The organism is Novosphingobium sp. TK46 (assembly GCF_055361525.1).
Map to the genome: position 1 here is coordinate 2,812,694 of NZ_CM143963.1, position 17,082 is coordinate 2,829,775.

The window sequence follows — 17,082 nt, forward strand, 5'->3', positions numbered from 1 at the left end:
TTGCTGGCTCAGTCGAGCGGTTCGGGGCCGAGTCGCGGATCGAGATCGCGCGGCCGCATCAGATGCACCAGGCGGGCGCAGCCATCCTCGATGTCACGCCAGGCGTCGATCCTCAATTCCAGGATTGCGAAAGCGGCGGTGGGGAACTTGTCCTCCACGCTGTCGCGTAACGGGCTGCTGCCGTCGTCGGGCACCAGGTCAAAGATCAGGTCTTCCAGGCCCGGATTGTGGCCGACCATCAGGATCGTCTCGGGCGCGCCATCGCGATCGCTGTCCTGTTCGCGCAAAAGCTCCATCAGCGTGGGAGAACTGGCGAGATAGATGCGCCGATCCCAGTTGAGCGGCGGCGTCTGCCCGGCAGCTTCGGCGGCAAGTTCTATCGTTTCGGCCACGCGCACGGCCGGTGAAGCGAGGATACGCTTCCACAACACGCCATGGTCACGGATATGCACACCCATCAGGCCGGCACCGGTGCGTCCGCGCCGGTTCAGCGGCCGGTCGAAATCACGCAGGCGCGCGTCGTTCCAGTCCGACTTGGCATGGCGAAAAAGGCCCAGGGTTTTCATGTTGGCGGAACCGTTGCGTCTGGCTGGGTCATCGCCGGCTCAAGACCATGGGCGGCGACGCGTTGCAAGGCCTCCTCTAGGGTCACCCGCCGGATCGCGATCCCGGCGGGGAACGCGGTAAGCAGGCGCGACGGGAACGCGGACGAGAGGACGACGAAGTGGCCGCTATCGTTCTTGCTGCGGATCAATCGGCCAAACGCCTGCGCCAATCGCGCGCGGATGATCGCATCGTCATAGGCCTGTGCGCCGGCTCCGGAACCGGCGCTCGCACCGGCAGCGAGGCGGCGGGCGCGATGCAGGATGGTGGGACGCGGCCAGGGCACTTGCTCCATCACCACCAACCGCAGCGAGCGGCCGGGCACGTCCACCCCGTCACGCAAGGCATCTGTACCTAGCAGCGAGGCGGCGGGATCATCGCGAAAGATGTCGACGAGAGTGCCGGTGTCGATCGGATCGACATGCTGGGCATAAAGCGGCAGCCCGCCGCGTGCCAGCCGGTCGGCGATGCGGCCATGCACCGCGCGCAGGCGGCGGATCGCGGTAAACAGGCCCAGCACCCCGCCGCCCGAAGCCTCGATCAGGCGTCCGTAGGCGCCCGCCAGCGCGGGGATATCGCCGCGCGGCACGTCGGTGACGATCAGCACTTCGGCTTGCCCCGCATAGTCGAACGGGCTTTCGTGTGCGGACATCTGGGGGACGACACCGAGATGGGGGGCGCCACTGCGCGCGATCGCGACCTCCCAGTCTTCCTCGTCGCGACCGGTGCGATCGGTCAGCGTGGCCGATGTCATCACGACGCCGTGCGCAGGCTCCAGCACCGTGCGCGCGAAGGGCTTCATCGGGTCCAACCAGCGGCGATGGATGCCGACATCGAACTCGCGCGCTTCGCCGCGTTCGATCGCCAGCCAGTCGACGAACTCGGGATCGCCGGGACCGCCCAGTCGCCCGAGCAGCGCCTCCCAGGCGGCGAGCAGGTCCACCCGCCAGCTGAGGGAATATCGCGCGCCTTCGATGCGTTGACGGCCTTGACTGTCGAGCCAGTCGGGCGGTTCCTCCAGCAGGGCTTCGAGCCGCGTGCCGATGTTGATCAGCGGCTGGCGCAATTCCGCCAGGGCGACGCGGGCGGATTGCGCCAGTTCCACGAATGCCCCTTCGAGGCCGGCCACTTCGGTTTCGAGGCCGTAGCCAGCCTCCGTCCCGCCGCTTTCGTCGCGCGCATAGACCGTCGCGCGCACGGCGGCGAGCAGCTCTTCGATCGGGCCGAACGGCGTGCCTTCGACCAGCCGCTGCAACCAGCCGTCGGACGGCAAGGCCTCGGCTGCGGCGCGCGCCGCCGATACGGCGCGGCCGCCGGCTTCATCGTAGCTGGCAAGATCGGCGAGCCGTGCCGCCAATCCGCGCCGCCGCCCGCGCGAGGCTTTTTCCGGGCCGATCACCCAGCGTCGCAACTCGATCGCCTCGGCGCCGGTCAGGGCGGCGGCGAAAGTCGAATCGGCGGCGTCGAAGACATGGTGCCCCTCGTCGAAGACGATACGGGTGGGCCGCGCGGCATGGTCACGGCCTCTTGCGGCGTTGACCATCACCAAGGCGTGATTGGCGATCACCAGATCGGCGCGCGCGCTGGCGCGCGAGGCGCGCTCGATGAAGCATTTGCGGTAGTGCGGGCAACCGGCATAGACGCACTCGCCGCGCTGGTCGGTCAGCGCGGTTATGCCGCGCTTGCGGAACAGCGTGCCCAGCCAGCCCGGCAAATCGCCACCGATCATGTCGCCGTCCTGCGTGTAGGCGGCCCAGCGTGCGACCAGGTGCGCCAGGATCGCGGCGCGCCCGGCGAAGCCGCCTTGCAGCGCGTCTTCCAGGTTGAGCAGGCACAAGTAGTTCTCGCGCCCTTTGCGTACCACGACCGGCGGCGAACCGTCCGCACGGCGTTCGGGCCAGGCGCGGCGGCTTTCCTGACGCAACTGACGTTGCAGCGCCTTCGTGAAGGTCGAGACCCACACGGTCCCACCCGATAGCCCCGTCCATAACGAAGCGGGCGCCAGATAGCCCAGCGTCTTGCCGATGCCGGTACCGGCCTGTGCGAGCAGTAGATGCGGCTGGCCCGATTTCTGCCGCGGCGAAAACACGCCCGATGCGCGGACGGCGTAATTGCGCTGGCCCTGGCGTTGCTCGGCAGACGTGCCGGTCAGCTCAGCAAGGCGGGTGAGGGTGCCCGCTTCGTCGATCTGTACCTGTCGTGGCTGTGGCAGTTCGCCGGCTTCCTCCCACTCGGGCAGCTTGGTGAAAAGCCAGCGCTCGGCGCGTTCGGGGCGGGGGATCTGGCCGGTCAGCGGCCCCGTCCAGGGCCATCGCAGCCGAGTAAGCGATTGCAGCGCGCTCCACGCGCCCTCACGCTCCGACCAGGCGGGATCGGCGCAGGTCGCAAGCAGGGCCGCGGCCGCGTGCTGCAGCAGCAGCGGCACTTGCGAATCGTCGGTAGGCTCGGCGAGGTCGAGCGCGTGGGCCAGGCCCTTGGGCGTCGGTACAACGAAGCGGGCCGGGTGGATGAAGGCGAACAGTTCCAGCAGATCCAGCCCCGAAAGATCGGGATAGCCGAGCCGGGTCGCCACCAGCGGTGCGTTGAGCATCAGCAGCGGGGTGTCCGCGGCGATGGTCACCGCCTCGCCCTTGCTCACCGCGCGGGTGCCACGGTTGTCGCGCAGCCAGCTGCCGGCATGGCTGGCATGCAACGCGGGAAGATCAAGCGGATCCATCATGCACAGGATGGGGAAGCAGGAACGAAAAGTAAACGCGGCTTGATGACGTGAGTCTGCCGCGCGGCGCGGCGGTGGCTGACAAATAACGATTGATCTGCCGCATCGCACCACGGCGCTCAGGATCGTCCGAAAACGTAGCGACAAATTGCGACATCCAGCCACTTGCTATCTCACACACAAGATATATCTTGAGGACATCATAAAGCATCAAGGAAATAATGTGAGACATTTTATTCAAGACCAAGGCCATCATCGCCACGGGGCCGATCGCGCAGGTTTTGGCCGGGGCTCGTTCGAAGGCCGCGGTTTCGGCAAGCACTTCGGGTCTGGTGGGCACGGTCGCGATGGCGGCCGTGGTGGGCCTGGGGGAGGCGGTCGTCGCCGGCGCCTGTTCGATCAGGCCGAGTTGCAGTTGCTGCTGCTGTCGCTGATCGCGGAGCAGCCGCGCCACGGGTACGACCTCATCAAGGAGATCGAGACGCTTTCGGGCGGCGAGTACGCTCCGAGTCCTGGCATCGTGTATCCCGCGCTCACCTTCATGGAGGAGCAGGGCGTGATCGCGGCGCAGGATACCACCGGCAGTCGCAAGGCCTACAGCGTCAGCGACGAGGGCGGTGCCCAACTGGCAGCCCAGGCTCAGGTCGTCACCGCCCTGCGCGCTCGGCTCGAAGCGCTGGCCCAAGCACGCGAAAAGACGGATCCTGCACCGGTCCGCCGCGCCATGCACTCGATGAAGACCGCGCTGTTTGACCGCCTTTCGGCCGAAAACGTCAGCCGCGAAACCGTGTTGGCCGTCGCCGAGATCATCGACGAGGCCGCGCGCAAGATCGAAAGGATCGAAACATGACTGAAGTCGAAGCTCACGTCCGCACGACCAGCGGGGGCAAGTACGTTCAGCAGCTGTGCAAGCACTGGGCGCACAAGATGCCGGTCGAGCTTGAAGGCGACTGTGGCGTCGTCACCTTCGTCGGTGCCGTCGCGACGATGAAGGCTGGTCCCGAGGCGATCGACGTCTCGGTGCGCGGCGAAGATCGCGAGCAGGTCGACCGCCTGAAGGACGTGGTCGCCAAGCACATCGACCGCTTCGCCTTTCGCGAAGCACCGCTGCGTTACGACTGGGTCTGGGCCTGAGCCGCCGATCTTTCCTCTTCGGAGGAAGGATCGCGTCCCTCGTGCGGCGACCGTTCGAGCAGCAGCGGCTCCTTGAACGTGTTCGTGACGTAAGGGAAAGGTATCTCGATCCCCGCCGCGTCCAGTGCCTTCTTGACCGCGATCACCACCTCGCTGCGGGTCAGCCGCATGTCGCGTGCGATAACGGGTGCCCACCATTGCACCAGGAAATCGATCGAGCTGGCGCCGAACGTGCGTGCCAGCACGATCACCGGCCGATCCGGGTTGACGTTCTCCAGCCCCTGTACGGCGTCGCGGATCACCTGCTGCGCCCGTTCCAGGTCCGCGTCGTAGCTCACGCCGACCATGATCTCGTCGCGGCGCACGACCTCGTCGGTAAGGATCTTGACGGGATTCTTGAACAGCAACGAATTGGGTACGATCGTCAATTCGTTCGATAGCTGGCGGATGTGTGTCTCGCGCAGGGTGATGCGCTCTACCCGCCCGGTGATGCTCTGGCATTCGATCAGGTCGTTGATCCGCATCTTCTCACGCAACATGATCAGCACCCCGGCCAGGAAATTCTCGAAGATGTCCTGAAACGCAAACCCGATCGCCAGCGCGCCGACGCCAAGGCCGGCGAATGCGCTGGCGGGCGTGAAGCTGGGGATCGCCACGGTCAGCGCGATGACGATCCCGATGATCCAGATGCCCAGCCGCACCATCGTGTCGAGAAGCTGCTTGAGATCCTCGCGCAAGTGCGTGCGCACTGTCAGCCGATCGGTAATCTTTACCGCCGAGCGGGCGATCAGCCAGGTGATCGTCAGGATGATGATCGCGATTGCCAGCGTGGGCAGCGCCTGGATGAACCCACGGGTCATCCGCTCGATCTGGTTTTGCAGTGTCTGCAGGTAATTCAAAGAACTCGACCGATTCTTATTTCTCGCAAAAAAGGCAAACCGATCTTGCAGGGCGATGTTCCCCGGCGGTGGACCCGACCTGCGCACTTGCGAAAGCGCGGCTTTGGCGCGAAGGAACCAGCATCATGACAGACACCGCACTTATCGACGCTGCCGCGAAGTCCAAGGCCTGGCCTTTCGAGGAGGCGCGCAAGCTCATCAAGCGCTTTCCGCAAGGCAAGATCGGCACCGATGGCAAGCCCGAGCCGGTGCTGTTCGAAACCGGCTACGGGCCTTCGGGCCTGCCGCATATCGGCACGTTCCAGGAGGTCTTGCGGACCACTCTGGTGCGGCGCGCCTACGAGGTGCTGACGGGTGGCGCGCCGACCCGGCTGGTGGCATTCTCGGACGATATGGACGGCTTGCGCAAGGTGCCCGACAACCTGCCGAATGCCGATCTTCTGCGCGCTAATCTGGGCAAGCCGCTGACGCGCATTCCCGATCCGTTCGGTGAGCATGAAAGCTTCGCGCATCACAACAACGCGATGCTGCGGGCATTCCTCGATCGCTTCGGCTTCGACTACGAGTTCGTATCGGCGAGCGAGCGCTACAACTCCGGCGCCTTTGATGGTGCGCTGGCCAACGTGCTGACGCACTTCGATGCGATCATGGGGGTGATGCTGCCGACCCTGCGTGAAGAGCGCCGTCGCACCTATTCGCCGGTGCTGCCGGTCTCGCCCACCACTGGCGTGGTGCTGCAGGTGCCGGTCGAGGTGCTCGACGCCGCGACCGGGATGATCGCTTTCGAGGACGACGGGCGGCGCATCGAGCAGTCGGTGTTCGGTGGCCAGGCCAAGCTGCAGTGGAAGGTCGACTGGGCAATGCGCTGGGTGGCGCTTGGCGTCGACTACGAGATGTGCGGCAAGGACTTAACCGATTCGGTCACGCAATCGGCCAAGATCGCCACCGTGCTGGGTGGCCGGCGGCCCGAGGGTTTGATCTACGAGCTGTTCCTCGACGAGAACGGCGAGAAGATATCGAAGTCCAAGGGCAACGGCCTGACCATCGACCAGTGGCTGACCTATGGCAGCGAGGAATCGCTGGGCTTCTATCTGTTCCGCGAACCCAAGAGCGCCAAGCAGCTGCATATCGGTGTGATCCCCAAGGCAGTGGATGAGTACTGGCAGTTCCGCGGTAATCTGGCCGCGCAGGAGCTCGACAAGCAGCTGGGCAATCCGGTGTGGCACCTGCTGCGCGCCAATGGTGAGCAGGCGGGCGCCGGTGATACGCTGCCGGTGACGTTCGGCCTGCTGCTCAACCTGGTCGGCGTGCTGGGCGCCGATGCGACGGAGGATCAGGTGTGGTCCTACCTTGCCAACTATGTCGCCGATGCCACGCCCGAAGCGCACCCGGATCTGAAGGCGCTGGTCGCTGCCGCCCTTGCCACCAATCGCGACTACATCGCGCCGACGCTGAAGCGCCGCACGCCGACACCGAAAGAGGCCGCAGCCTTGCAGGCGCTTGATGCGGAGCTTGCCAAGGCTGCGCCCGATGCGACCGCGGAGACGCTGCAGAACGCGGTGTACGAGATCGGCAAGCGCGAGGACTTCGGGTTCGAGAACCTGCGCGACTGGTTCAAGGCCTTGTATGAAACGCTGCTGGGTTCGGCCCAGGGGCCGCGCATGGGCAGCTTCATCGCGCTTTACGGGATCCCCGAAACCCGCAAGCTGATCGCGGAGGCGCTTGGTGCGCAGCACGCCTAAGACGGCGGAGGCGCTCTGCCAGGAGCTGCTCGGCCGCCGGTTCGATCAGGTCGATGCCGAGGAGCGCCGCGTGCTCGAACGCATCGCGTCCGGTCAGATCGAGAATCTCGACGCGCAGGAAGAGGCGGCACTGCACGCGACCCGTGGGCAAGTCCTGGCGGACCGGGTCGCGGCGGTGGGCGGCAGCTGGGGTTTCATCGTCGGCTTCATGCTGGTGCTGCTGGGCTGGATGCTGATCAACAGCCGCATCCTGGAAGACTTCGGGCTGCACGCCTTCGATGCCTATCCCTACATCTTCCTGAACCTGATGCTGTCGATGCTGGCGGCGATCCAGGCGCCGCTGATCATGATGAGCCAGAACCGGCAGTCGCAGAAGGATCGCATCGCCGCGCGGCACGACTACGAGGTGAACTTGCGCACCCAGCTGGAGATCATCCGGCTGCAGCGCCGCTTCGACAGGCTGCTCAACGCACTCGGCCAGCAAGATGATCAGGACTAGCGCCTAGCGCACTCGCGCGGCTAGCCCCAACGACGCCCCCTGAACCACTTGGTGATGATGTATTTGACGCCGCTCGTCACCGGCAGCGCGGCATGCATCGTATCCCAGTTCACCGTGCCGTCGGGCAAGTTGTTGTTCCACAACAACAGCGCCCCGGCCTGCGGGGGAATGGTGACACCCAGGCGGGTGAAGTCGGTCACGCCGCCTTCCTCCACGTCGTTGAGATAAACCATGCCGGTCCAGCTGCGCTGACCGCCATTGGCGTATTCCTTCGCCCAATACGGCTGGTTGGTGTCGAACCAGTCGCAGTGTTCCTTGAACTGCTGCCCCGGGTGATAGCGCTGGCCCTGGATGGTCTCTCCCCAGGACGAATCGATGCCGATCAGATCGTAGAGCCGGCGCTCGACGGTGCGCACCACCGAATCCATGCGGTCGACATCGCCCGAATAGCTGGTGCGATAATCGTCCTCGATATCACGCGTAAGCTCGGAGGGACGCGCCACCTCGTCGATGAGAGCGATCAGGTGCGCGCATTCGCGGGCGTCGAGGAAATCGCCCACGGCGAAGATCTCCGCCCGCTCGACCGGCACTTTATAGACACTCGGGTCACGCGCCAGCCGCGCACGCACGCTCTTGCCCACCTGGCAGAGGGCCTTGCGATCGGGCGTCTGCCGCGGCCGTGCGCCGTCCCGGTTGGTGCTGGGCATCATTCTTTCCCGTATTCGATCCAAGCCGGCGTTGCGCCCTAGCTTGAGTCACTTTCGCGAATCTTCGATAAGCGCGTTGTCGATCGCCTTGGCGGCCTTGTAGGCAGGGCGCGCCTCGATGCGTTCGATATAGGCCGACAGCGCTTGGGTCGGCGGCAGGATTCCGAAGTTCACACCCCAACCGACCGAGCTGCCCAGATATACGTCCGCCATGGTGAAGCGATCCCCGCATACCCATGTGCGGCCGGACAGAAACCCATCGAGCGCCGCGATGGTGCGCTCGATACTGCCCCAGCCGGCCATCGCCTCCTGCTGTGGCGTCGGTTCGAACTTGAGCGCGCGCGAGGTGATGCTTTGCTCGATCGGTCCGGCGGCAAAGAGCGTCCAGCGATAGTAGTCCGCCTTTTCGGCATCGTGCGGCAGCAGACCGGCATCGGGGTGCATGTCCGCAAGGTAGAGGCAGATCGCCGCGGCTTCTGTGACGACACGATCGCCGGTGTCGGCATGATGGACGATGGTCGGCACCTTGCCCATCGGGTTGACGGCAAGGAGCGTGTCGGGCTTAGCCTGCCAGTCGACCAGCACCTGCTCGTAGTCGGCGTCGACTTCATGCAGCGCCCAGCGCGCGATCTGCCCGCGCGACATCGGATTGGTAAAGAAGGTGTAGCTCGCCATCGTTACTCTCCTGTCACGGTCTGCGCGTTCGATCGGTCCGGGCGTCTGCAGTCCATGATGGAACATTTACGGAACGCAGCTAATCCGTCAAGCGCGTCCCGGCTTCCGCGACGATGACGGCGTCGAACCCGCCCCAGACCATCCGCATGCCATCGAACGGCATCTCGAAGTCTGAGGGCATCTCTGCCTCACCCATCTTGCGTGCCGCCTCCTGGCAGACCTGCTTGGAAGGCCAGGTCATGTACGAGAACACGACGCTCTCGTCCTCGCTGGCGTTCACGCCGCGATAGAAGTCGGTGATGGTGCCGTGCGGCACATCGCTGCCCCACGCTTCCAACACCGCCAGCGCGCCATAGCCGCGGAACATGTCCCACGCATCCACGGCCATCCGGGTATAGGCCTCCCGCTTGGCGGTCGGCACCGGAACCATGAAGCCTTGCACGTAGGGGAAGCTGCCATGATCGCCCCGCGCGACGATCCCCTCGAAGCCGCCATGGATCATCCGGCGGCCATCGAACGGCATCGGGTTGTGCTGCGGGCGGATGCGCGGATCGGGGCTGGCCGGGTCCATCATCGTGGCCCAGCCTTTGTCTCGCACGGACTTGTCGGGCCACTCCACCCAGCTGAAGGCGATCGCCTCGTCCGCCTCCGCCTGTACGGCGCGGTAGAAGTCGGTGACCTTGCCATGGGTCACGTCATCACCCCAACCTTCGACGATGCGCGTTGCGCCATGCTCGAGAAAGGCCGGATGACCGGTGCGGCAATAGCGAAGGTAGCTGTCCTTTCCCGTGGTAGGAACGGCGGTCACATAGCTGTCGAAATAGGCCATCTCAGGTCTCCTGCTCCTGCCGTCGCGGATGGGCATCGAACACGGCGAGCTGCGCTGCCATCGCCGTCCTGAACGCCGCTCGATCGCTGCCGCGCGCGACGTAACCGGCAAGCGAGGGGCGTGCGTCCAGCAGGCCGGAGCCGTCGAGGGCGCGCAGCACCGTGACCATGGCGATGTCCGCGATCGAGAACGACTCCGCCAGCCATTCGCGCGATCCGAGCGCATCCTGCAGACGGTCGAGCCTTCCGCCCAGATCCCGTATCAGCGAGGGGCGTCGCAATTGGGCCCACTCCTCGTCCCTGGCGAAGATCGAGACGTTGGACCATTCGAACACCGATGGCTCGACGCTGTTGAAGGCCGCAAACAGCCAGCTTGTCACCATTTCGCGCGCCTGGCCGGCAGCGGGCGTGAGGCCCCCTTTATCGCCCAGGTACAACAGCGTCGCGCCACTTTCGAACACGGCGATATCGCCATCGCGCAGATGCGGTACCTGACCCCAAGGCTGTTCGTGAAAGTACCAGTCCGGCCGGTCGATCGCACTGATCAGCCGCTCGCGATAGGCAAGGTCCATCTCCTCGCAAGCCCAACGTGGGCGAAGATCGCGCACGTGGCCACGCGCAAAGCGGGGGACCCAGTCAAAGGCGGTGATCTCGATTGGGGCAGTCGCATCGATCGGCATCGTCTTGCTCCGGTCTCGATGGCATATCAGGCGGAGGGCGCGGGCGGCGCTTGGCCGGACGCAACAGCCGGGTCCATCCACATCGGCTCCCATACATGGCCGTCGAGATCGGTGAAGCTGCGGCTCATCATGAAGCCGTGATCCTGCGCGGGGTTCACATCGATAATGCCGCCCGCCGCGCCAGCGGCCCTGGTCATCGCCTGCACTTCGTCGCGGCTTTCCAACGCGAGGCAGAGCGCGACCTCGCTCGACCCTGACGCGGCGATCGGGCGATCGGTGAACGTCGCCCACTTCGCATGGCTCAGGATCATCACGTAAATTGCGTCGGACCATACCATGCAGGCGGCGGTTTCGTCGCTGAACGCCGGATTATTGGTAAAGCCGATCGCTTCGTAGAACGCCTTGGCCTTGACTAGATCTACCACCGGCAAATTGACGAAAATCATCCGGCTCATTGCATAAGTCCCTCTCGTAACCTGCCCCGATTCGGCTTTTTCAGGATCGTGGCACCACGGCGGTAAAAGGCAACCGCGTGCTGATCGCGATGCGGCATGTCATGGACGCAACGCGGTGCATCGATCCGGCGCTGACCAAGCGTCAGGCGTGCGATTTAGCCCTTAATCGCAGTTGCAGCACAGCGCCGCGTCCATTAGCGGTAATCGCGATGACAGACCTTCAAGCAGACAGCCGCGACCGTACCATCCTCGACGCGCCCGACATCGAAGTCAGCGTGCGCGAGACGTTCGGCATCGATATCGACATGAAAGTGCCCGCTTTCTCGCAAGCGGACGAGCGTGTGCCAGACCTGGACGGCAGCTATGTCTTCGATCCGGATACCACGCTGGCGATCCTTGCCGGCTTTGCCTTCAATCGCCGGGTGATGGTGCAGGGGTTTCATGGCACCGGCAAGTCGACGCACATCGAGCAGGTCGCTGCGCGGCTGAAGTGGCCGTGCATTCGCATCAACCTCGATGCGCACATCAGCCGGATCGACCTGATCGGCCGTGATGCGATCGTGTTGCGCGATGGCTTGCAGGTCACCGAGTTTCGCGAAGGCCTGCTGCCCTGGGCACTGCAGCATCCCGTGGCGCTGGTTTTCGATGAATACGACGCCGGGCGTCCAGACGTGATGTTCGTGATCCAGCGCGTGCTCGAGACGGAAGGCAAGCTGACCTTGCTGGACCAGAACCGGGTGATCCGGCCCAATCCAAACTTCCGCCTGTTCGCCACCGCCAACACGGTGGGTCTGGGCGATACGTCCGGTCTCTATCATGGCACCCAGGCGATCAACCAGGGCCAGATGGACCGCTGGAACATGGTCGTCGGGCTCAACTACCTGCCAGAGAAGATCGAGAGCGAGATCGTTTCCAAGAAGGTGACGGGGGTCGATGCCAAGACCATCGGCAACATGGTCAAGGTCGCCGACCTGTCCCGCCAGGGCTTCATGAACGGCGATATCTCGACCGTCATGAGCCCGCGCACGGTGATCACCTGGGCGCAGAACACCGCGATCTTCAAGGACGTCGGCTTCGCGTTCCGCCTGTCGTTCCTCAACAAGTGCGATGAGACCGAGCGGATGCTGGTGGCCGAATACTACCAGCGCGTGTTCGGTACCGAACTGCCCGAAAGCGTCGTCGCCAAGGCCTGAGTTCTCAACAGGCCGGCATCATCTGAGTGGTCGGCCTGGGCGAGCGATTGGCCTGTCGAAAGGCTGGTCTGCAGCACGCTATCGGCGGCGGCGATCCGCGGCGATCCGGATATCGTTGTCCGGTACTGGCAACTCGAAGCCATGTGCCAGCAGCCACTCGGCCGCATCGACGATCACATCTTGATCCGCATCCCCAGGCGCCTTGCGATGCGCGGCGGGTATGCGCGAGGTGGGCAGCGGCCTGGCGAATAGAAAACCTTGCGCCTGGCTGCAGCCCATCGCGTTCAGTTCGGCAAGCTGCGCCTCGGACTCGATTCCCTCGGCCGTGGTCTTCATCTGGAACTCGCGCGCGAGCGACAGCACGGTATCGACGATCGCGCGGCTCTGCGGCTCCATGACGATATCGCTGACGAACGAGCGATCGACCTTGAGCTTGTCGAATGGAAACCGGCGCAGGTAGTTGAGCGAGGAAAACCCGGTGCCGAAGTCATCCAGCGCGATCCGAACGCCGAGTGCGCGCAACCGATGCAGGGTGCGCAAATGCGTCTCGCAGTCCTCCATCAGCAGCGTCTCGGTGATCTCGAGTTCCAGGCGGCTTGGTGAAACGCCGCTGGTTGCCAGGGCGCCCACCACCTGACCCAGTAACGCGTCACCGCGCATCTGAGCCGGAGAGACATTCACCGCTATCGTCAGGTTTTCATGCCAGGTCGCCGCTTCGCGCAATGCTTCGCGCAAGGCCCACTCGCCGATCTGGACGATCAGGCCGGTTTCCTCCGCCAGCGCGATGAACTGGGTCGGTAGCACCAGGCCCCGCTTCGGATGGTGCCAGCGCAACAGCGCCTCATAGCCCGTCGTCCGGCGCGAGGCGATGTCGATAAGCGGCTGATACCATACTTCGAACTCGCCGCGTTCGAGTGCGACGCGCAAGTCCATTTCCAGTTGGCGGCGCTCCTGCAATTCCAGCAGCAAGCGCGGATGATACAGGACGCACACGCCCCGCCCACGTGACTTGGCTTCGTAAAGTGCGATATCGGCAGAGCGCAGCAGGGTCTTGCCGATCCGGCCGTGGTCGGGGCCGATCGCCAGTCCGGCGCTGGCCCCGCAGGGCAGAATCACGTCCTCGCGAACGATCGGCTTCGACAACTCGGCGACGATCGCCGCGCCCAGCCGCTCCAGATCCTCGTGGTCGGTCACGTTCCAGGCGAGTACGGCGAATTCGTCCCCTCCGAGGCGCGCGGCGATCATGTCGGGACTCAGCAGACTCTCGATGCGCTGCGCGACCTCGATCAGGACGGTGTCGCCTGCTGCATGACCGTACGTGTCGTTGACCAGCTTGAACGAATCGAGGTCGATGAACAGCACCGCGCAATCCCGGTTCGGCGCGCATTTTGCCAGGACATCGGCCAACCGATCGGTGAACACGGCACGATTGACCAGCCCGGTCAGATTGTCGCGCATCGCCATGATCCGGATGCGCTCCTCGTTGGCGCGTTGTTCGGTGATGTCTTGCACGAAGCAGCGAAAACCTTCGTCGTGCCCGTCCGCGGCGATCGCGGTACCGCCCGAAACCGTCCACCAGTGCCGCTCGCCTGCTACCCGCAACGGCACGACCTGATTGCGGAAGCGAAGCTGGTTCCGCGCCGCTGTCAGCAAGGCGCTGCGATGCGGTCCGGGCTCGAACAGCGAAGCAAACTCGATCCCCTCTAGCGCTTCGGGCGGGCGCCCGAGCATCTCGGCAAGGCGGGTGGACGGGCGCCGCAAGAGACCATCACGATCGACCTCGACCAGGGCGTCGGCGCTATGCTCGTCATATTGCTTGAGGAGCAGGCGGATCGTCTCGTTGGCGAGCCGCAGCCGATGAGTGCGCAACCGGCGCGTGGCGAACAGGTAGTGCAAATGGAAAATCGCGTGATGCAAGCCGACGATAGACAGCGCGATCGTCGCCAGCACGAGCGCCGGATCGATGCCCGGCATCGCAAGCAAGGCGCTCGCCGGACCGAGCAATAGCAGAGAGCCGGCGACCAGACCCGTGAACGGCAGTGAAATGGTGCACAGGATGTCGAACAGCAGGGCACCCAGGATAAAGATCATGACGGTCGCGATGTTCGGCCCGGCGTGGCGCAACATCGCCGCGCCAATGATGGACCAGACAACCGCGCGGCAGATCAGAAAGGCCCGGATGCGCCGCAATTGGCGCCGAACGTCGATGAAGGACCGGTCCAGCACCCGACGCAAAGCGAGTTCCACAACCGACAGCGCGATCAGCGCGACCGCCGCGAAACTCACCACGAGATCCGGCGCCGGTGACAGAAACCACAGGGCGAAAAGACCACGCAGCGCGTCCACCAGCAGCCAGGGATAGCGGGCGAACTGTTCGATTCGGCAGCGTGCGTACCAGTCGCGATCACACTCAGCGACTTCATGGCGAACGAGGTCGAGCCGCCACACCGGCCAGCTGGCGAAGCGATTCAGGATATGCCTGGCTGCCTGCATGGACGCTCACCATCTTCCGGACCTTTGACAGGTCACCCGTGCAAAGGACGGATCGTCACAGTGCCTTTCCTAAGTTTCGCTAATTAAGATGAGCAAATCGCTTTAGGCTCCATCCGTATGTTCCGGGATGGATGGATAGCGGGCGCTCACGAAGTAAAGTCCGTCGGGCGGAGCATTGATGCCCAGCGCGCTACGATCGCGTGCATCCAGCGCGGCCTGCATCCGGGCGCGGTCCCACCGGCCACTGCCAACCAGCGCAAGACAGCCGACCATCGAACGGACCTGATGATGTAGAAAGCTCCTGGCTTCGACCGCGATAGTCACTCGGTCATCATCGCGCGTCACGGTCATGTGGTCGATCGCCTTGACCGGATTTTTTGCTTGGCAATGGACCGATCTAAACGTCGTGAAGTCGTGAATGCCGACCAGGATCTGTGCCGCGTCGTGCATCGCATGTGTATCGAGTGGATGCGGCAACTGCCAGGCGCGGCCCCGTTCGATAGTCAGCGGGGCGCGGCGATTGATGATGCGGTACTCATAGGACCGGGCGATGCAGTTGAAGCGCGCATGCCAGTCGTCCGGCACCACCCGACACGCCAGCACGGCGATCGGCGCCGGTCGCAGCAGGGCGTTGAGCGCCTCCATCAGCCGGAATGGCGTGAACGGCCTGGCGATGTCGACGTGCGCGCACATGCCCAGTGCGTGAACGCCCGCATCGGTGCGACCGGCGGCATGCACCGCCGCAACCTTGCCGGTCATGGCGAAGACGGCTTCCTCTATCGCCTGTTGCACCGAGGGGCCATGCGCCTGGCGCTGCAGGCCCATGAACGGACGGCCATCGAACTCGAGAGTCAGCGCGAAACGGGTCATGCTTCGAGCCGATACAGAACCACGCGCGTGGCGCAATCCAGGGCTTGGCGGCACGCGCGACCGATGGCACGATGCCGCTCGGTCAGGAGAGCCCCCCACGATGCCCATCGATGACAGCCAGCGCCCGCGTTTCGAGATCTTTCGCGGCGGTGACGCGCCTTCGCTCGCCGAATGCCAGTGCATGACGCCCGAAGGCGACACGCCCAACATGCTGGCAACGCTCGCGCGGTATCCTCAGATGCTGGAAAGCGGTGGCGAACAGGTCGACGTGCCCTATCGCCGTCCGGGCATGAGCCTGGCACGGCTCTGGCTCAAGAGCGGCTTTCCCCTGCCGCTGCATACGCATGATTGCGACTGCCTCTACTACATCGTCGCCGGTAGCATCGATCTGGGCAAGGAGACCCTGGTGGCGGGGGATGGTTTCTTCGTCGGCAGCGACGTGCCTTACGCTTACACCGCCGGTCCGCAAGGCGCCGAAGTGCTGGAGTTTCGGGCGACCGACGCCTTTGCCATCCGCATCAAGGACAAGCCCGCGGCCGCGTGGGACAAGACCGCCGGCCGCATGCTGGATTCGCGTGACCGCTGGGCGACCGAAGCTCCGCCGGTACGCAAGATGCCCGAGAAAGTCTAAGCCACGACGTCAGCCCAGGCGTGTACCCGTGGCGATCGCCTTGCCACGTAACAGCTCAGCCGTCGTCATGGCGGGCCGGCCCGCGCGCTGGACCGTCAATGGCCTGATCGCACCTGTGCCGCAGGCGATCGTCAGGCCGTCGTCCAGCACGATGCCGGGCTCACCCGCGCCGTCGACGACGTCGGCCGCCAGAACCTTGAACCGTTCATTCTCCAGCTCGAAGAATGCGCCGGGGGAGGGGGCAAAGGCGCGTACCTGTCGCTCGACCTGCATGGCGTCGGCGCCGAAGTCGATCCGCGCCTCGGCCTTGTCGATCTTCCTTGCATAGGTGACGCCGTCGTCGGGCTGCTGGACTTTGCGATGATGCGCCAGGTCGGTGATGGTGCCGACCAGTAGCTGACTTCCCCGCTCGGCGAGTTCCTGGGTCAACTCCCCCGCGGTTTTGCGATCGATCACCGTGCGCAAGGTCGCAAGCATCGGTCCGGTATCCAGCCCGGCTTCCATCTGCATGATAGTGACGCCGGTGGTGGGATCGCCCGCCAGGATCGCGCGCTGGATCGGAGCCGCTCCCCGCCAGCGCGGGAGGATCGACGCGTGAATGTTGAGGCAACCGAGGCGCGGCGCATCAAGCACCGCCTGTGGCAGGATCAGGCCATAGGCGGCGACCACCGCAAGATCCGCGTCGAGGGCCGCCAAGGCGGCTTGTTCCTCTGCGCCCTTGAGCGAAGTGGGATGGCGCACGGCGATTCCGCGCATCTCGGCCTCGCGCTGCACCGGCGAGGGGGTCAGTTCGCGCCCGCGCCGCCCGCCGGGGCGCGGCGGCTGGGTGTAGGCGGCGACCACTTCGTGGCCCGCCTCCACCAGTGCGACCAGCGCAGGCACGGCGAAGTCGGGCGTTCCCATGAAGATGATGCGCATGTGTTCCGGTTTGTTCTTGCCGTAGGAGGGGCGCAACCC

The 17,082-nt window shown here is 64.8% G+C and carries 18 protein-coding genes; 6 read left to right on the forward strand and 12 right to left on the reverse strand.

Going from position 1 to position 17,082, the window contains the following annotated elements:
• Positions 1–8: 8 nt before the first annotated feature.
• The 3 genes from ACXJ1Z_RS13480 to ACXJ1Z_RS13490 are packed head-to-tail and all read right to left on the reverse strand — an operon-like array spanning position 9 to position 3,773.
• Positions 9–566 carry a SixA phosphatase family protein gene (locus tag ACXJ1Z_RS13480; protein ID WP_463777306.1) on the reverse strand — a complete coding sequence of 186 codons (558 nt, stop codon included), beginning with the start codon at positions 564–566 and terminating at the stop codon, positions 9–11.
• Positions 563–3,319, reverse strand: coding sequence for an ATP-dependent DNA helicase (locus tag ACXJ1Z_RS13485; RefSeq protein ID WP_463781254.1), 2,757 nt, complete (start codon positions 3,317–3,319; stop codon positions 563–565). The genes ACXJ1Z_RS13480 and ACXJ1Z_RS13485 overlap by 4 nt, the downstream gene beginning before the upstream one ends.
• Complete coding sequence (locus ACXJ1Z_RS13490; RefSeq protein ID WP_463777308.1) at positions 3,306–3,773, reverse strand: hypothetical protein; 468 nt, start codon at positions 3,771–3,773, stop codon at positions 3,306–3,308. The genes ACXJ1Z_RS13485 and ACXJ1Z_RS13490 overlap by 14 nt, the downstream gene beginning before the upstream one ends.
• Between ACXJ1Z_RS13490 and ACXJ1Z_RS13495 the strand changes: the two genes are divergently transcribed.
• A complete protein-coding gene (locus ACXJ1Z_RS13495; RefSeq protein ID WP_463777310.1) occupies positions 3,735–4,169 on the forward strand; it encodes a PadR family transcriptional regulator in 435 nt (144 codons plus the stop codon). The genes ACXJ1Z_RS13490 and ACXJ1Z_RS13495 overlap by 39 nt on opposite strands.
• Entirely contained in the window at positions 4,166–4,453 is a 288-nt protein-coding gene (locus tag ACXJ1Z_RS13500) for a DUF2218 domain-containing protein (protein WP_463777311.1), read from the forward strand. The genes ACXJ1Z_RS13495 and ACXJ1Z_RS13500 overlap by 4 nt, the downstream gene beginning before the upstream one ends.
• Here ACXJ1Z_RS13500 and ACXJ1Z_RS13505 read toward each other — a convergent pair.
• Positions 4,432–5,313, reverse strand: coding sequence for a mechanosensitive ion channel family protein (locus ACXJ1Z_RS13505; RefSeq protein ID WP_463777313.1), 882 nt, complete (start codon positions 5,311–5,313; stop codon positions 4,432–4,434). The two genes, ACXJ1Z_RS13500 and ACXJ1Z_RS13505, sit on opposite strands and share 22 nt — an antisense overlap.
• 164 nt (positions 5,314–5,477) lie before the next feature.
• On the opposite strand from ACXJ1Z_RS13505, the gene ACXJ1Z_RS13510 reads away from it, so the two are divergent.
• Both ACXJ1Z_RS13510 and ACXJ1Z_RS13515 read left to right on the forward strand, forming a co-directional pair.
• On the forward strand, positions 5,478–7,094 hold the full coding sequence (locus tag ACXJ1Z_RS13510; RefSeq protein ID WP_463777314.1) for a lysine--tRNA ligase: 1,617 nt from the start codon (positions 5,478–5,480) through the stop codon (positions 7,092–7,094).
• Complete coding sequence (locus ACXJ1Z_RS13515) at positions 7,078–7,593, forward strand: DUF1003 domain-containing protein (RefSeq protein WP_463777315.1); 516 nt, start codon at positions 7,078–7,080, stop codon at positions 7,591–7,593. The genes ACXJ1Z_RS13510 and ACXJ1Z_RS13515 overlap by 17 nt, the downstream gene beginning before the upstream one ends.
• A 20-nt stretch (positions 7,594–7,613) precedes the next feature.
• On the opposite strand, the gene ACXJ1Z_RS13520 is transcribed toward ACXJ1Z_RS13515, so the two are convergent.
• From ACXJ1Z_RS13520 to ACXJ1Z_RS13540, 5 genes are all read right to left on the reverse strand, one after another.
• Positions 7,614–8,303 (reverse strand): prolyl hydroxylase family protein, encoded by a 690-nt coding sequence (locus tag ACXJ1Z_RS13520; protein ID WP_463777316.1) that lies wholly within the window; start codon positions 8,301–8,303, stop codon positions 7,614–7,616.
• A 45-nt stretch (positions 8,304–8,348) separates the two neighbouring features.
• Positions 8,349–8,975, reverse strand: coding sequence for a glutathione S-transferase family protein (locus ACXJ1Z_RS13525; RefSeq protein ID WP_463777317.1), 627 nt, complete (start codon positions 8,973–8,975; stop codon positions 8,349–8,351).
• A 79-nt stretch (positions 8,976–9,054) separates the two neighbouring features.
• The gene (locus tag ACXJ1Z_RS13530) at positions 9,055–9,804 is read right to left on the reverse strand and encodes a DUF1428 domain-containing protein (RefSeq protein ID WP_463777319.1); all 750 of its coding nucleotides are present in this window, start codon (positions 9,802–9,804) and stop codon (positions 9,055–9,057) included.
• 1 nt (position 9,805) lies between these two features.
• Complete coding sequence (locus tag ACXJ1Z_RS13535; protein ID WP_463777320.1) at positions 9,806–10,483, reverse strand: glutathione S-transferase family protein; 678 nt, start codon at positions 10,481–10,483, stop codon at positions 9,806–9,808.
• A gap of 26 nt (positions 10,484–10,509) precedes the next feature.
• Complete coding sequence (locus tag ACXJ1Z_RS13540) at positions 10,510–10,938, reverse strand: VOC family protein (RefSeq protein ID WP_463777321.1); 429 nt, start codon at positions 10,936–10,938, stop codon at positions 10,510–10,512.
• A 209-nt stretch (positions 10,939–11,147) separates the two neighbouring features.
• On the opposite strand from ACXJ1Z_RS13540, the gene cobS reads away from it, so the two are divergent.
• Positions 11,148–12,131: a cobaltochelatase subunit CobS gene (gene cobS, locus ACXJ1Z_RS13545; protein ID WP_463777322.1), complete on the forward strand. Its 984-nt coding sequence runs from the start codon at positions 11,148–11,150 to the stop codon at positions 12,129–12,131.
• A gap of 78 nt (positions 12,132–12,209) precedes the next feature.
• Here the strand turns inward: cobS and ACXJ1Z_RS13550 are convergent, their stop codons facing one another.
• Together ACXJ1Z_RS13550 and truA are read right to left on the reverse strand one after the other, a co-directional pair.
• Complete coding sequence (locus ACXJ1Z_RS13550; protein ID WP_463777324.1) at positions 12,210–14,624, reverse strand: putative bifunctional diguanylate cyclase/phosphodiesterase; 2,415 nt, start codon at positions 14,622–14,624, stop codon at positions 12,210–12,212.
• Positions 14,625–14,726: 102 nt separating this feature from the next.
• Positions 14,727–15,494: a tRNA pseudouridine(38-40) synthase TruA gene (truA, locus tag ACXJ1Z_RS13555; protein WP_463777326.1), complete on the reverse strand. Its 768-nt coding sequence runs from the start codon at positions 15,492–15,494 to the stop codon at positions 14,727–14,729.
• 100 nt (positions 15,495–15,594) lie between these two features.
• Here truA and ACXJ1Z_RS13560 point away from each other — a divergent pair, with 100 nt between their 5' ends.
• Entirely contained in the window at positions 15,595–16,125 is a 531-nt protein-coding gene (locus tag ACXJ1Z_RS13560; RefSeq protein WP_463777327.1) for a cupin domain-containing protein, read from the forward strand.
• Between the two features lie 9 nt (positions 16,126–16,134).
• Here ACXJ1Z_RS13560 and fmt read toward each other — a convergent pair whose 3' ends face one another.
• Positions 16,135–17,043 (reverse strand): methionyl-tRNA formyltransferase, encoded by a 909-nt coding sequence (gene fmt, locus ACXJ1Z_RS13565; RefSeq protein ID WP_463777329.1) that lies wholly within the window; start codon positions 17,041–17,043, stop codon positions 16,135–16,137.
• Positions 17,044–17,082 lie beyond the last annotated feature (39 nt).